The sequence below is a fragment of the Staphylococcus sp. 11-B-312 genome, assembly GCF_016743055.1.
In the GTDB taxonomy this organism is placed as follows: Bacteria; Bacillota; Bacilli; order Staphylococcales; family Staphylococcaceae; genus Staphylococcus; species Staphylococcus ureilyticus.
Genome location: NZ_CP068241.1, coordinates 1,429,904 through 1,446,331 on the forward strand (window position 1 = coordinate 1,429,904; position 16,428 = coordinate 1,446,331).

The 16,428-nt window shown below is 31.6% G+C and carries 16 protein-coding genes and 1 other RNA gene; 15 read left to right on the forward strand and 2 right to left on the reverse strand.

Annotated features, from left to right (window positions below; all coding sequences use genetic code 11):
• Positions 1-3 precede the first annotated feature (3 nt).
• The 11 genes from JG554_RS06870 (at position 4) to JG554_RS06920 (ending at position 11,203) form a co-directional block, all read left to right on the forward strand.
• A complete protein-coding gene (locus tag JG554_RS06870; protein ID WP_046208234.1) occupies positions 4-606 on the forward strand; it encodes a DUF1405 domain-containing protein in 603 nt (200 codons plus the stop codon).
• A gap of 37 nt (positions 607-643) precedes the next feature.
• A complete protein-coding gene (locus tag JG554_RS06875) occupies positions 644-1,339 on the forward strand; it encodes a zinc metallopeptidase (protein ID WP_046208235.1) in 696 nt (231 codons plus the stop codon).
• A gap of 329 nt (positions 1,340-1,668) precedes the next feature.
• The gene (locus tag JG554_RS06880) at positions 1,669-1,986 is read left to right on the forward strand and encodes a nucleotide pyrophosphohydrolase (protein ID WP_019468926.1); all 318 of its coding nucleotides are present in this window, start codon (positions 1,669-1,671) and stop codon (positions 1,984-1,986) included.
• Between the two features lie 32 nt (positions 1,987-2,018).
• Entirely contained in the window at positions 2,019-3,167 is a 1,149-nt protein-coding gene (gene bshA, locus JG554_RS06885) for an N-acetyl-alpha-D-glucosaminyl L-malate synthase BshA (RefSeq protein ID WP_070038201.1), read from the forward strand.
• Entirely contained in the window at positions 3,160-4,368 is a 1,209-nt protein-coding gene (locus tag JG554_RS06890) for a CCA tRNA nucleotidyltransferase (protein WP_070038195.1), read from the forward strand. Before bshA ends, JG554_RS06890 begins: the two co-directional genes overlap by 8 nt.
• Complete coding sequence (locus JG554_RS06895; RefSeq protein ID WP_070038193.1) at positions 4,352-5,323, forward strand: biotin--[acetyl-CoA-carboxylase] ligase; 972 nt, start codon at positions 4,352-4,354, stop codon at positions 5,321-5,323. The genes JG554_RS06890 and JG554_RS06895 overlap by 17 nt, the downstream gene beginning before the upstream one ends.
• A 25-nt stretch (positions 5,324-5,348) precedes the next feature.
• Positions 5,349-8,066, forward strand: coding sequence for a helicase C-terminal domain-containing protein (locus JG554_RS06900; protein ID WP_070038191.1), 2,718 nt, complete (start codon positions 5,349-5,351; stop codon positions 8,064-8,066).
• A 74-nt stretch (positions 8,067-8,140) separates the two neighbouring features.
• Entirely contained in the window at positions 8,141-9,433 is a 1,293-nt protein-coding gene (gene asnS / locus JG554_RS06905; RefSeq protein ID WP_046208240.1) for an asparagine--tRNA ligase, read from the forward strand.
• Between the two features lie 105 nt (positions 9,434-9,538).
• Positions 9,539-10,213 (forward strand): DnaD domain-containing protein, encoded by a 675-nt coding sequence (locus JG554_RS06910; protein ID WP_431011155.1) that lies wholly within the window; start codon positions 9,539-9,541, stop codon positions 10,211-10,213.
• Positions 10,203-10,862 carry an endonuclease III gene (gene nth, locus JG554_RS06915; protein WP_046208242.1) on the forward strand — a complete coding sequence of 220 codons (660 nt, stop codon included), beginning with the start codon at positions 10,203-10,205 and terminating at the stop codon, positions 10,860-10,862. The genes JG554_RS06910 and nth overlap by 11 nt, the downstream gene beginning before the upstream one ends.
• A 5-nt stretch (positions 10,863-10,867) precedes the next feature.
• The gene (locus JG554_RS06920) at positions 10,868-11,203 is read left to right on the forward strand and encodes a YpoC family protein (RefSeq protein WP_070038295.1); all 336 of its coding nucleotides are present in this window, start codon (positions 10,868-10,870) and stop codon (positions 11,201-11,203) included.
• A 245-nt stretch (positions 11,204-11,448) separates the two neighbouring features.
• On the opposite strand, the gene JG554_RS06925 is transcribed toward JG554_RS06920, so the two are convergent.
• The gene (locus tag JG554_RS06925; protein WP_046208243.1) at positions 11,449-13,659 is read right to left on the reverse strand and encodes a transglycosylase domain-containing protein; all 2,211 of its coding nucleotides are present in this window, start codon (positions 13,657-13,659) and stop codon (positions 11,449-11,451) included.
• Complete coding sequence (gene recU / locus JG554_RS06930; protein WP_046208244.1) at positions 13,656-14,282, reverse strand: Holliday junction resolvase RecU; 627 nt, start codon at positions 14,280-14,282, stop codon at positions 13,656-13,658. Before recU ends, JG554_RS06925 begins: the two co-directional genes overlap by 4 nt.
• Positions 14,283-14,532: 250 nt before the next feature.
• On the opposite strand from recU, the gene JG554_RS06935 reads away from it, so the two are divergent.
• From JG554_RS06935 to rnpB, 4 genes are all read left to right on the forward strand, one after another.
• Positions 14,533-14,871: a DUF1798 family protein gene (locus JG554_RS06935; RefSeq protein WP_064208949.1), complete on the forward strand. Its 339-nt coding sequence runs from the start codon at positions 14,533-14,535 to the stop codon at positions 14,869-14,871.
• Positions 14,868-15,434, forward strand: coding sequence for an SLOG family protein (locus JG554_RS06940; RefSeq protein ID WP_070038186.1), 567 nt, complete (start codon positions 14,868-14,870; stop codon positions 15,432-15,434). The genes JG554_RS06935 and JG554_RS06940 overlap by 4 nt, the downstream gene beginning before the upstream one ends.
• A gap of 12 nt (positions 15,435-15,446) precedes the next feature.
• Entirely contained in the window at positions 15,447-15,797 is a 351-nt protein-coding gene (gene gpsB / locus JG554_RS06945; RefSeq protein WP_046208247.1) for a cell division regulator GpsB, read from the forward strand.
• A gap of 136 nt (positions 15,798-15,933) precedes the next feature.
• An RNA gene (gene rnpB / locus JG554_RS06950) (RNase P RNA component class B) lies at positions 15,934-16,307 on the forward strand.
• The last annotated feature ends 121 nt before the right edge of the window (positions 16,308-16,428 follow it).

Sequence of the window (16,428 nt, forward strand, 5' to 3'; positions counted from 1 at the left end):
TATATGAACATTTACTCACTATGGCAACTTATCATTTTTAATAAAGGTATGCTGTATTTCTTATTAATATGTAATTTATTAGGCACAGTTTACGGGTATATTTGGTACGGTTCACAAATGAGTGCTACACCTTGGCAATTTATACCATTTGTACCTGATAGCCCAACTGCATCATTATTTTTATGTATTGCTATTCTAGGGTTGATTGTTAACAAGAACTTACCAATCATCGAAGCACTCGCTTTTGTCACATTAATCAAGTATGGAGTATGGGCTGTAATTATGAATATCATTCTTTTTATTCAATACGATATGATTACAATTACAGGTTGTATGTTGATACTTTCTCACGGCATTATGGCAATTGAAGGTTTTATTTTTTATCCAAGATTTAAAGTGACGATTTCTGCCTTTTTCGTAGCGATGATATGGGTGTTTCATAATGACATTATCGATTATGTATTTATGCAATATCCTTTTTATGATTTTATTGCAAGTCACATTGAAGCAATTGCATACTTATCATTCTGGTTAAGCGTTATACCTTTAGTTTTATATTTAAGTTTAACTCTATTTAAAAAAGATAAAATATTTGACCATTATTAACGTCCACAGTAAAATGTTTATAAAGGAGTGAGGATTTTTGTCTTTTATTTATATGATTATATACTTTGTTATTTTAATGGTTCTGCCTCTATGGGCACAACACAAGGTTAAATCTAACTATGAAAAGTATTCTCAAGTGAGATCAACTAGTGGGAAAACAGGGCGTGAAGTAGCGCTTGAAATACTCCATTCAAATGGAATTTATGATGTAGATGTTGTCGAAGGTAAAGGATTTCTAACAGATCACTATGATCCTAGTAAAAAAGTTCTTGTCTTATCACCAGCAAACTTCAATAGACCTTCAGTTGCTGGTACAGCAATTGCAGCCCATGAAGTAGGACATGCTATACAGCATGCCCAAGGATATTTCTTCTTAAGATTTAGAACTTCATTAGTACCTTTAGCAAATATTGGTAGTTCTTTAGGTTACATGGCAGTGTTTGCTGGTATTGTTTTAACGAGTTTACAGAGTACATTGGGATCAACTGCACTTTGGATAGGAATTGCATTAATGTCATTCGCAGTATTGTTCTCAATTGTTACCTTGCCAGTCGAATTTGATGCTAGTAGTAGAGCAATGAAACAAATTAAAAGCTTAGATATTGTTAATGAAAAAGAATATCGCCATGCAAAAAAAGTATTATCAGCTGCTGCAATGACTTACGTTGCATCCACTGCTGTAGCATTAGCAGAACTTGCACGTTTCATTTTAATCGCTAGATCAAGTGAATAATTTATCCATGCAAATGAGACAGAAATATAAATTATTTAAATTTATTTCACTGTTTCACAACGCTTAGGTTGATAAAATTAGGATAAGAGGTTGAGGCAATCATTTTGCCCAATCTCTTTTTTATGTATACAATTATTATTTTTTAAATATAGATTTTAAATGGTGACTTTCTTTACATCTATTATTGTTATACCTCAGCATATCATATTATCATTTAATTTAACTACTTAATTCATATTGAATAGTGTATAAAGGTTGCAGGAATAATGCATGAATCATAGAATTAGTCTATACTATAAAAGAAACTGATAGAATGAGAGGCGTTTATCATGAAATCGATGAAAGACATGCAAATCGAAGTAGATGACTATATAAATCAATTTAAAACTGGCTACTTTTCACCTCTAGCAAATCTCGCAAGGTTATCAGAAGAAGTAGGAGAGTTATCAAGAGAAATCAATCATTTTTATGGAGAAAAAAAGAAAAAAGATAGTGAAGCTGCAAACACGGTAAAGGCAGAACTTGGAGATAATTTATTCGTGTTACTATGTATAGCTAATTCCTTAGATATAGATATGACTGAAAGTTTTAACGAAACAATGGATAAGTTTAATACACGAGATAAAAATCGTTTTGAAAGAAAATAGATTGATATTGTTTAAGAAAGGATGTGCCACCTATGAAAATAGGAATTACATGTTACCCTTCTATGGGTGGTTCTGGAATTATCGCCACTGAGTTGGGTATCAAATTAGCAGAAAGAGGACATGATATCCATTTTATAACATCGAATATACCTTTTAGAATTAGAAAACCTTTACCTAATATTACATTTCATCAAGTTGAAGTGAATCAATATGCTGTATTCCAATATGCACCTTACGATATTACCTTAAGTACCAAGATTGCTGAAGTAATCAATGAATATGACCTAGATTTATTACATATGCATTATGCCGTACCGCATGCTGTTTGTGGTATCTTAGCAAAACACATGTCTGGTAAAGACATTAAAATAATGACTACCCTACATGGCACTGATATTACAGTATTGGGATATGATCACTCATTAAAAAATGCGATTAAATTTGGTATAGAGGGTAGCGATGTAGTGACAAGTGTCAGTAAATCACTTGCAGAACAAACGACTGATATTATTGAAACAGATAAAACAATCATTCCAATTTATAATTTCGTTAGAGAAAATGAATTCCCTACAAAACATTCAATGCCAACTGAATCTGATATCAAATTAAAAGCTTGTTACGGGATAGAACCTGAAGAAAAAGTGATTATTCACGTTTCTAATTTTAGAGCAGTCAAACGAATTGATACAATCATTGAAACTTTCGCAAAGATACACCAAAAATTGCCATCAAAACTTATTTTATTAGGTGATGGACCTCAATTAATGGATATGAAAGCAAAAGCACGTGAATTAGACATTGAAGATGCTGTGTTATTTTTAGGTAAACAAAATTGGGTGAGTGAATTTTATCAAATATCAGATTTAGTATTATTATTAAGTGAGAAGGAAAGCTTTGGTCTCACATTGCTAGAAGCAATGAAATCAGGTGTACTTCCAATTGGCTCTACTGCTGGAGGTATCAAAGAAGTAATTAAACATAACGAAACAGGTTTTATAGTAAATATTGGTGATAGTGATACAGCCAGTACGTATGCGTTACAATTGTTGACAAATGATGAACTTTATAAAAAAATGCAGCAGCAAATGCTGGATGATGTTGCTGAACGTTTTTCTTCAGATTTAATTGCAGACCAATATGAATATTATTATAAAAAAATGTTAGAGGGTAATCATGACTAAAACATTATTCGAACAAGCAAAACCAATATTAAAAACTTTACAATCTAACCATTACCAAGCATTTTTTGTTGGGGGTTCTGTGAGAGATTATCTAATGCATAAAACAATACACGATATTGATATTACTACGAGTGCGACGCCTGAAGAAGTAGAAGCTATTTTCGAAAAGACAATTCCTATAGGTAGAGAACATGGCACAGTCAATGTTGTCTATAATGGTGAACACTATGAAGTAACAACATTTCGTGCAGAAGGTGATTATGATGATCATCGAAGACCTAACGAAGTCTTTTTTGTGCGTGAATTATATGAGGATGTTAAAAGACGTGATTTCACAATGAATGCAATAGCTATGGACGCCGATTTTCATATTCACGACTACTTCAATGGTCAACAAGATATTGAAAATCACATAATTAGAACCGTAGGCAATGCGCATGAACGTTTTAATGAAGACGCGTTAAGGATTATTCGAGGTCTACGTTTTCAAGCACAATTAGGATTTGCATTAGAAAATGAAACTTTTTATGGTATGAAATCACATATCCATGATATTAAATATTTATCAATTGAACGAATTGTGGTTGAACTAAAAAAACTCACTTCTGGTAAGTATCTAGCCTATAGTTTTGAAAACTTACAGTACTTGAATGCATTTAATTACATTCCTTTTTTCAAACATTATAAACTAAATGATTTTATTTTAGATGAAGCCATTCCGTTCACTTTATTTGTAGCTTTATTGAAAGCACAACAACCTTTAGTAAATGGTGCGCTTAATGATTTAAAAATTAGTAATAATGAAAAAAAGTATATAGGTAAATTAGAACGGCTACTTAATCAATTACCCAATATTAAATCTAAATCAGACTTTAAAATACTTCTTTATGATTATGGTGAACAAGATATACTATTAATATTAAATTTCATTGATTTACATATTAAAAACCATTTACCTTCTTTTTCACCGCTTATTATAAATATACAATCTGTAAAAGAAGAATCTAAAAAGTTACCTATTCACTCAAGAAAGGATATTGATATTAATGGTAAAGATATCCTTGAGGCAGTTAATAAGCAAAGCGGTCCTTGGCTAAAAACACTATTGAGAGATATTGAGATTGCTATTATCAATAGAGATGTTCAAAATATTAAACCAGAAATCATTAGGTGGGTGAAGTCACATGTCGAAATACAGTAAAGATGTTATTCAAATCTTATATACAAACCAGTCAGAATATATTTCTGGACAGTTTATTGCAGAACATCTTGCAATTTCTCGAACAGCAGTCAAAAAAGTAATTGATCAACTTAAGCAAGAAGGGTGTGAAATTGAATCAATTAACCATAAAGGACATCGCTTAATTGAACTACCTGATAAATGGTATAGTGGGATTGTAGAACCTTTAATCGATGAACAAAAAATGTTTGATCATGTAGAGGTCAAAGCGCAAGTTGATTCCACACAGTTACTCGCAAAACAAAAATTAGTTGGAAACTCAAACACCTTTTTAATTTTAAGTGATGAGCAAACGAAAGGAAAAGGGCGCTTCAATAGACCATGGGATTCATCACGCGGCAAAGGATTATGGATGTCTATTGTGTTACGTCCAAATGTCCCATTTGAAATGATAACAAAGTTTAACTTGTTTATGGCATTAGGTATCAGAGATACAATGCAACAATTTAGTAATGAGAAAGTAACGATTAAATGGCCAAACGATATCTATATTGAAGGAAAAAAAGCTTGTGGATTTTTGACTGAAATGGTAGCTAATAGTGATGGTATAGAAGCGGTGATATGCGGTATTGGCATAAATATGAATCACTTGCCTGAAGATTTTCATGGTGAGTTGCAATCAAAGGCCACGAGCTTAAGAATACATGCTAACCAAAAAATACATCGTTATCATTTATTAGAGCAATTAATAAATCAGATTGAAAAACGTTACCATCAATTTTTAAGCCAGCCATTTTCCACGATACGACATGAATACATTGAAGCTTCAAATATTTGGAATAGAACTTTAAAATTCACTGAAAATGGTCAACAATTTCAAGGTGAAGCTATAGATATTGATGAGCATGGTTATCTAATTGTCATTGATGAGCAACAGACACAACACAAACTCATGAGTGCAGATATAGAACTATAAATTTATAAGAAAAGGAGGAATGAAAATGACACAGCCTTGCTACGCTGTTGTTGATTTAGAAACAACAGGCAACCAATTAGACTACGATGAAATTATTCAAATTGGTATTACTTTCGTCCGCGATAATAAAATAATTGGCACCTATCACTCTATGGTAAAAACAGATTTAGAAATTCCTCCTTTTATTCAAGCATTAACCTCAATTGAAGATGAAATGCTAAAGCAATCACCATATTTCCATGAAATTGCTGACGATATATACAAACAACTTGAAGGCTGTATCTTTGTCGCACATAATGTAACTTTTGATTTAAATTTCATAAAAAAATCATTTAAAAAATGTAATATCAGATATAGACCCAAAAAAGTATTAGATACATTAGAATTGTTTAAAGTTGCTTTCCCAACAGATAAAAGTTATCAATTAAGTGAATTAGCAGAAGCACATGGTATTACGTTAAATAATGCCCACCGTGCGGATGAAGATGCTGCAACGACTGCACAACTTATGATACTTGCTTTCAATAAATTCGAAGCACTACATTTAGATACTTTAAAACAACTTTATTATTTAAGTAAAAATTTAAAATATGATTTACATGATATTCTTTTTGAAATGGCTCGAAACCATAACCATGAACAACTAAGTGAAGATTTCGAACAATTTGAACAGATTATTTATAAAAAGCAAAGAGATTTTAAAGCGCCCACAGTAAACTTTGACGGAACTTTAAAAGATCTTTATACAGACATTACTGAAAAATTAAATTTAACATATAGACCCCAACAATTATATTTAGCTGAAATTATATTAGAACAGTTGATGCATAGCGAGAAAGCTATGATTGAAGCGCCGTTAGGGAGTGGTAAATCATTTTCATATTTATTAGCTTCACTAATGTATAACATACAAACAGGAAAACATGTAATGATTTCTACAAATACAAAATTATTACAAAATCAGTTGTTGGAAAAAGATATACCTGCATTAAAATCAGCATTGAATTTTAAAATAAATGCATCTTTAATCAAAAGTAAACGAGATTATATTTCGTTAGGATTAATCAGTCAAATCTTAAAAGATGAATCTAATAATTACGAAGTTAGCATTTTGAAAATGCAATTATTGATCTGGATTACAGAAACACATACTGGAGATATACAAGAGTTAGATTTAAAAGGCGGACAAAAAATGTATTATGAACAAAAGTTAGAAACTTATGTTCCAGTGCGTAATGACATTAATTATTTTAATTTTATTAAGCGCAACGCAAAAAATATACAAATTGGTATAACAAATCACGCTCATTTAATACATGCTTCACATGACAATACAATTTATCAATTATTTGATGATTGTATCATTGACGAAGCCCATAGGTTACCTGATTACGCATTAAACCAAGTTACGAATGAATTAAGCTATTCTGATGTCAAATACCAATTAGGCCTAATTGGTAAAACTGAAAACGATAAACTACTTGCCGCTATCGACCATTTAGAACAACAACGTATACTTGAAAAATTAGATATACCACCAATCGATGTTTTTGGCCTTAAAACAAATATCAATGAAATACATGATTTAAACGAACAATTGTTCAGTACGATGTTTAATAGTATCCAACAATCAGAAATACATGATGATGAAGTGCATAAAGTTCATTTTGTATATCATTTTGATGTAACACCTATTTTAAATGATTTGCATGCCATCATTCATAAATTAAATATGACCTTAGAATTCTTTAACGGCATGAGCCATAAAACAATTAAAACAGTAAGAAAACAATTACTTTATATTAATGATAAGTTTAGAGCAATTGAAACTAGTTTAAAAAATAATCATACTAGTTATTTATCCATTAAAAACATTAACCAAAAATCTACAATCAAATTAAATGTGAAAGATTATGATGTGAAAGAAATATTAACAAAACAAGTGTTAGATAAATTTAATGCACTTACATTTATTTCAGGTACCTTAACTTTTAATCACTCATTTGAAAATTTCAAGCAATGGTTTAATAAGGACATCATATTTAATACTTATGAGCTTGATACTGCAACAGTATCTTCAAACCAGACAACTGTATTTATACCAAATGATGTCGTTTCATATAATTATAAAAATATTGATGACTATGTGAGCTCTATTGTCAACTATGTTATAGAATATACAACAGTTATTGAATCAAAATGTTTAATTCTATTCACTAGTTATAAGATGATGCATATGGTACAAGAACTCTTGAATGAATTACCTGAGTTTGAGGATTACGTAATACTCACACAACAACAAAATCAAAACTATAAAATTGTACAGCAATTTAATAGTTTTTCTAAAGCCATCCTATTAGGGACTAGCACATTCTTTGAAGGTTTTGATTTCCAATCAAATGGTATCAAGTGTGTAATGATTACAAAATTACCTTTTATGAATCATAACAATACGAAATATTGGTTAATGGAATCTGAATTCACTTCCACATTTAAAGATTTCGTTTTACCTGATGCTGTTACTCGTTTCAGGCAAGGACTAGGCAGACTTATTAGAAGTGAGCAGGATAAAGGTATCATCGTATCATTTGATGATCGTTTAATTAAAAGTAATTACAAACAATTCTTTGAACAATCATTAGAAAATTATCGTCAAAAGAAAGGCGATATAAAACAATTTTCAAGCTTACTTAAAAAAATAAAAAAAGAGACAATACATCATAAAAGTAACTCGCGCAACTAGAAGTTGTACCTTGATTTTGTTAAAATGTATAAGGATTAATAAAAGAAGACTACAAAAATATTAGGAGTTTGGTTATGAAAACAACGATAAAAGAAGCAAAACATTACATTAACCAAGAAGTAACGATAGGTGCTTGGTTAACGAATAAACGTTCAAGTGGTAAAATTGCATTCTTGCAGTTAAGAGATGGTACTGGCTTTATGCAAGGCGTCGTAGTAAAAGCTGATGTAGATGAAGATACTTTTCAGTTAGCTAAAGATATTACGCAAGAAACTTCATTATATATTACTGGTGTCATTTCAGAAGATAATCGCTCTGATTTAGGTTATGAAATGCAAGTAAAATCTATTGAAATCATTGCAGAAGCTCATGATTACCCAATCACACCGAAAAACCATGGTACAGAATTCTTAATGGATCATCGTCACCTTTGGTTACGTTCAAAAAAACAACATGCAGTTATGAAAATAAGAAACGAAATTATTCGTGCAACATATGAATTCTTTAATAATACTGGGTTTACCAAAATAGATCCACCTATTTTAACAGCTAGTGCACCAGAAGGTACAAGTGAACTATTCCATACTAAATATTTTGATCAAGATGCTTTTTTATCTCAAAGTGGTCAACTCTATTTAGAAGCAGCTGCAATGGCTCATGGTAAAGTATTTTCATTTGGACCTACATTCCGTGCAGAAAAATCTAAAACACGCCGTCATTTAATTGAATTTTGGATGATAGAGGCTGAAAAAGCGTTTTGCGATCATAACGAAAGCCTAGAAATTCAAGAACAATATGTGACACATGTTGTTAAATCAGTACTAGAAAATTGCAAATTAGAATTAAATATTTTAGAACGTGACACTGAAAAGCTTGAAAAAGTTACAACGCCTTTCCCACGTATCACATATGATGATGCAGTTGAATTCTTGAAAGAACAAGGCTTTGATGATATCGAATGGGGAGAAGACTTTGGTGCGCCTCATGAAACTGCAATTGCAAATCATTACGATTTACCTGTATTTATTACAAATTATCCAACAAAAATCAAACCTTTCTATATGCAACCAAATCCAGATAATGAGGATACAGTGTTGTGTGCAGATTTAATAGCACCCGAAGGATATGGAGAAATAATCGGTGGTTCTGAACGTATCAATGACCTTGCATTATTAGAACAACGTATCGATGAATTTGAATTAGACCCTGAAAGTTATAGTTACTATTTAGATTTACGTCGTTATGGTAGTGTACCTCACAGTGGATTCGGTTTAGGTCTAGAAAGAACAGTCGCATGGCTATCAGGTGTAGAGCATGTTCGTGAAACTGCACCATTCCCTCGTTTATTAAATCGACTATATCCATAATATTATCAATACAAGAAACTACCTAAACTACGTCCAGTCTATTTTACGGCTGGACTTTTTTATAATATTTACACATGATAAGGAGGGGTGCTTTTGAATATAGATATGCTTAAAACTAGACCTGTTGTAATTCGTAAAGAATTACTAGATTATTATAATGAATTAGGTATCAATGAGCGTGAATTAGTTATCTTAATAAAATTAATTTACGCGTCGGAAACGACCAATAAACAACCATCCATTGAATCTTTACAAAAAGGCACATCACTAGATTCTAGAGAAATTACTGCTATTATACAAAATCTTATTCAACGTGATTTATTAGAGTTAAATGTTAACAAAGACGAAGAAGGTAAATTCACTGAATATATGAATCTCGATCAGTTCTATCATAAACTAAATGATATTATGCAACACGTTAATAATAATAGTAACCAAAAACAAGTTGAACTTGAATTCAATAAACTTTTCCAACAGATTGAGCAAGCTTTTGGTAGACCATTATCACCGTATGAAATCGAAACATTAAACCAATGGTTAGACATAGATAAACACGACTTAAGTGTGATTCAAGCAGCATTAGATGAAGCGCAAAGTCAGAACAAAATGAGTTTTAAATACATTGATCGAATTTTATTAAATTGGAAAAAAAATAATGTAAAAACCATTGAGGATTCCAAAAAAATAAGTCAACAGTTTAACCAACCTAAAATGAAACATACTGTTAAAAAAGTGCCTAAATTTGATTGGCTAAATGAGGAGAATCAAGATGATAAGTAATAAAAAAGCTTTAGAAATGATCGATGTCATTGCTAATATGTTCCCAAACGCTGAATGTGAACTCGTACATGATAACCCATTTGAACTAACAATTGCAGTACTATTATCAGCACAAACTACAGATGTTTCTGTAAATAAACTCACTAGAGAGCTTTTCAAAAAATACAAAACACCTGAAGACTATCTAAATGTAGATATATCAGAATTAGAAAATGATCTGCGTACCATTGGTTTATACAGAAATAAAGCTAAAAACATTCAAAAATTATGTGCGTCATTACTAAATAAATTCGACGGGGTGATTCCGCAAACACATGCCGAACTTGAAAGTCTAGCTGGAGTGGGGCGTAAAACAGCAAACGTAGTGATGAGTGTTGCTTTTAATGAGCCTTCACTTGCAGTAGATACTCATGTAGAACGTGTAGCTAAACGTTTAGGCATTTGTAGGTGGAAAGATAATGTTAGACAAGTAGAAGATAAATTGTGTAAAGTCGTACCAAGAGAACGTTGGAATAAAACACATCATCAACTTATTTTCTTCGGACGCTATCACTGTTTAGCACGTAGCCCTAAATGTGATATATGCCCCTTATTTAATGAATGTAGGGAAGGGCAAAAAAGATATAAAGCCAGTTTGAAAGAAGTGTGACACAATTGATTTCAAAAGAAGCGTTTAAACAATTAGAAGAACAAATAGATTTATTTTCTAAACAGAAGAAATTAAATTCTTCTGAAGCCAAGGTATTAATTGATAAATACTTTGATATGATTGAGTCTTTTTTTAAACAAATCAATCACATTCATACGATTGATTTTGAACAATTAAGCGATTATCCAGTTGTACCAATGAATTTTAAAGAGCGTTATCAATATATGCTTGCCCGTAAATACCATTTTATGGGTTATAGTCAAATGAAGACAGTCAAATCAGAATTAATAAAAATGAATGCATCCTATCAAATACGTAGAAAAAACAAAGGTAATCCTTAAAACCACTTCCCAACTTGTTGGGTTAGTGGGACTTATGCATGAGCGAAAGCTCAATACTTGATAGTCAGTTGCTCACTCATACAAAGCCATCAATCTTCAATTAGTTACGAAAACTCTATAAAATAAAGAAAACGCCAATTTCTATAATATTTCAATAGAAATTGGCGTTTATTTGTTAGTAAAGAATAATGATAATCAAGTGTTTATTAAGCACTTAGTTACTTGTTCAAAAATTTATTTGGTCACTATTGTGCTCTTGATAAGCCAGTAGAATTATTTGCATTATTACTGTTCGAGTTAGCTGATGATGCATTATTGTTATTGTTGTTGTTATTATTGCTACCACCGCTATTATTATTACTACTACTGCTGCTGCTTCCACCTTGTCCTCGAGGCTTATTACTTGTTGTGTTGTCATCAGGATGTCCTGCAACAGATAGGCTGTCTTTACTATCACCATTTACTGAGTCAGGTTTACTAAAGTCCTTGCCGTCTCTTGGTGAGATATTACTCATTACATCCTCGAATAAATATTGCGGATATTCTTGTTCGTCATGACCAACAAATGAATTTACGCCGCCTTGTTTAACTTCTTTGAAGCCCATCCACACAGACATGCTGTATTTTGGCGTGAAACCATTCATCCATACATCTTTTGCAGCATCGTCAGGTAAACCATATTGTTGATAAGTTTGATCACCATAAGTACCTGTACCAGTTTTGGCTGCAACATTTACACCAGATATACCGTGGCCATATGCAGAACCATATGCTTCAAATGTACCTTTAAGTACTTCTGCAAGCATATAAGAAGTGGAATCTTTCATTGCTTTCTTACTTGTGTGATCGTAATTAATTGTTTCCCCATCTTCTTTTTCTACTTTTTTAATAGAATGCGCATTATTATATTCGCCACCATTTGCAATTGATGCAAAAGCAGATGCTAATTGAGTAGGTGAGAATTCTGATGATGAACCACCTAATACTTCAGAAGGTCCAATATCTCCTTCATATTCCAAACCTACTTTATTTGCGAAATCTTTTGGTGCGTCATTTCCAGCGTTCTCTTTTGAAGATTGCCATGCTTTTAATGCTGGAATGTTGAAACTTTGACGTAAAGCGTCATACAATTTAACCTCGCCGTGACCTTTAGTATCATAGTTTCTAAAGGTAACACCATCTACTTGATATGCTTCTTCATCCTGAATTGCATGGTTCGTAGCCCAATTCATATTTTCTATAGCAGGGCCATAAGCTAAGAATGGTTTTAATGATGAACCAGTAGGGTGTGCATCTGTAGCTAAGTTTCTATCAACAATATCTTTATAGTTTCTACCGCCTGATATTGCCACTAATCCGCCAGATTCACTGTCTACGATAGAAGCACCAACTTGTTGGTCTTCGTTTTTATAGTAACCACCATTATCTACACGATCTTGAAGTGTTTGTTGTACGTCTTTGTCCATATTTGTGTAGATTTTAACACCACTGTTAAGAACTTCTCCTAAATCTTTACCTTTGAATGCTTTATTATTCATTAATTCAGATTTTACGAAGTTAACATAAGAATCGTATTCAGGATTTGAACTTTTATCACTAACTTGACGTTCTTCCGAATCACGTTTTACTAAATTATCTTCTAATGATGTATTTTGTGCTTCTTCTTTTTGCTTCTTAGTAATACGATTATGATATTCCATTAAGTATAAAACAGTATCTTTACGTGATTCTGCTTCTTTTGGATGATCATAGATATTATAAGTATTCGGAACTTGTGGTAAACCAGCAAGATAAGCCGATTCAGCTAAATTTAAATCTTTTAAATCTTTATCAAAATAATATTTAGCTGCAGCCTTCACACCATAAACACTGTCAGAATAGTAAATTTTATTTAAATACATCTCAAATATTTCATCTTTACTATATTCTTGTTCAAGTCTATATGATAGGTAAGCTTCTTGTGCTTTACGGGCAATTGATTTTTGATCCGTTAAGAATGAACGTTTAACTACCTGTTGAGTCAATGTCGATGCACCTTGTGAACCAAATCCTCCCGTAAAGTTTTTAGCCACTGCACCAAACAAACGTTTATAGTCAAGTGCACCATGGTCATAGAAACGATTATCTTCTGTAGCCAAGACAGCTGCTTTCATGTTTTTAGGTACTTCATCTAAATCAACATGTTCACGTCTTTGCCCATTATCAATCGTTTTAATCAAATCGCCATCTTTATCATATATTTTAGCAGGAATTGGATCTTGTAATTTTGATTCTGTAAATGCTGGTGCTTTCCAAGCATAATATGCAAATAACAAAATACCAATTAATGCTAGAACAATGAAGGCTATGATGAGAAATCCGATTATCTTAATAATCGTTCTTTTTATATTCCTATTCTTTTTTTCTCCGGACTTATCATTCTTTTTTGAATCAGAAGTCCTTTTTTTCTCCGTCATACGCGGTCCTCACTTTCATCTAATATCAACTTATCAACTGCTTTGAGGTAATTCAATCTTGGTTGATACTGATAAGGAATATAGTAACCATTTTTTCTAATTTCTTCAACCGTAATCGACTTTTTAATTTCTTTTTTGTACCGATGCCAATAATATTTAAATTTGCAATAAGGCAATAAATAAACTTCATCTAATAATTTAAAGCGAATTAATAAAAAAACAATACCTCCTTGATCATAACAAGCATCCATGTGTATCACTTGGTGCTCATGCATATTATTCAATGGAAATGAAGTTTTATTTTTAGTTTCTTTCGCTTCAAAATCTAAATAGTGCCCTTTATAAATACCATTGTAATCAGTAGTCGAAGGCGTTCGGAAATAAGCCTCATTAATTACCGCCTTACTTCTCATAGGATAATGAACATTAACTATTTGAACAGGGGTGGGCTTTTTATGTATAACAGCTTGCCCAAGTTTCAAATAGTGCGTATTAGATAATTCAATATCGCTCTCAAGTGACATACCTCTGCCACCATAATTTATTTTACTCTTATCATCCTTATAAGTTCGTCCGACTTGAGACTTATTTCCGTAAAATGGTTTCCCATTTGGATAATTCATTGTTTTTCACCACTTTAATTTGGTTTCAAAAACTTTTTCCATTATACATGAAAACAGTCATTTTTTCCAAACTATGAAATATAAAGCAATGTATCTGTACATACATCAATATTTATTTTAACGTGCTTTTCTCAATTAAACAATATTTCCCTATAAATAAGCCTATAATATAACATAAATGTAAGTTCATTGTTTCTCAAATGACTATCAAATTCATTTATGGTAAATTTAATATGTAGGAGGAAACTTCATGCAACAATTAATTACCCAACTCTTAAATGATGTACAAAAGATGCAAAATAGATACGAAACAGTCAAATCGAAAGATATAGATTATGACTTTTACAAAGATGTTGTTCCATTTACGAGTTACATAGATAATCTGTTAGAAACGTTTAGCACCTTCGAACCTAAAATACTAAGATTATCCTATATGAATAAGAAAAAATTTGATTTACTTATTTCAAATATTGAATCACTGTCCGTTGAATGTCATTTTAAAAGGACTAGTCGGAAATTATTTACTGAAAAAGTCAAGGCAGTACAATACGATTTAAGTTATATACAAAGAAGTGATGCTAAATTATGATAAAGACAATTTATGTGACTGGCTACAAGTCATTTGAACTTAATATCTTTAAAGATGACGCACCTGAAGTTTCATATTTAAAAAAATTTATAGCACATAAATTAAAATCATTGATTGAAGAAGGACTTGAATGGGTATTAATACAAGGAAAGATGGGTATAGAATTATGGACTGCTGAAGTAGTAATTGATTTAAAAGAAACGTATCCTGATCTTAAACTTGGTGTCGTTACACCATTTTATGGCCACACAGATAGATGGAATGAACAGAATCAAGCAAAATATAATCACATTGTACAGCATGCTGATTTTGTAGATAGTGTGTTTCATACATCATATGTGGGACCACACCAATTTAAACAAACAGATCAATTTATGCTCGACCATACAGATCAAACATTACTAATATATGATGAAGAACAAGAAGCTAGTCCAAAATACTTTAAGCAAATGTTAGTTGATTTTATGGAAAAAACAAATTATACTTGTGACATTGTTTCGTTTGATGAATTAACAGAATTTATCAACGATTTACAGTGGTCTCAAGAACAAAGTTTCGAATGAGGTGGAAAAAATATGTCAGATGTTTCATTAAAACTATCAGCTAAAGATATTTATGAAAAAGATTTTGAAAAAACTATGACACGTGGTTATAGAAGGGAAGAAGTGGATGCTTTCTTAGACGACATCATAGCAGATTATCAAAAGATGGCAGATTTAGATAATGAAGTTGTTAAACTTTCCGAAGAAAACAATAAACTAAAAAAAGAACTAGAAGAATTGAGATTGCGTGTGGCTACTTCAAGACCACAAGAAAACAAAAACTTTTCAGCAAATGGGAATGCTGCAAGCAATGCTACTAATAATAACAACGTCGATATACTAAAAAGAATTTCAAACTTAGAAAAAGCAGTTTTTGGTAAATAATAAAACAAGCAATCATAACAAATGCGATGTCCAAGTAGTTATAATTGCGTACATAAAGATAAGTTTTGTTTTTCTCAAAACTTATCTTATTTTTATTTGTTCTGATCTTTGAAAAATGATATACTCTTAAAGATGGTGTTTTGGGTAATCGCTATAGCGATATAGAGGAAAGTCCATGCTCACACAATCTGAGATGATTGTAGTGTTCGTGCTTGATGAAACAATAAGTCAAGGCATTAAGTTGACGGCAACGAAATAACCTAAGTCTTTAGATACGGTTAAAATAGTTTGAAAGTGCCACAGTGACGTAGCTTTTATAGAAATATAAAAGGTGGAACGCGGTAAACCCCTCGAGTGAGCAATCCAAATTAGGTAGGAGCACTTATTTAACGGAATTCAACGTATAAATAAGGCATACTTTAAAAGTATGTAGACAGATGGTTACCACCAGCGTACGAGTGTAACTAGTACACGTTGGCAGTACAAAGGTACAAAACATGGCTTATAGAAACATCATTACTAGACCCCAAGCTCTCCCAATTAGGAGAGCTTTTTTAATGTTTAAATTTAACATAAAGCCTTAATATAATCCAGAACAGAAGTAAGGTCATATCTATTTAAAATAACTTTT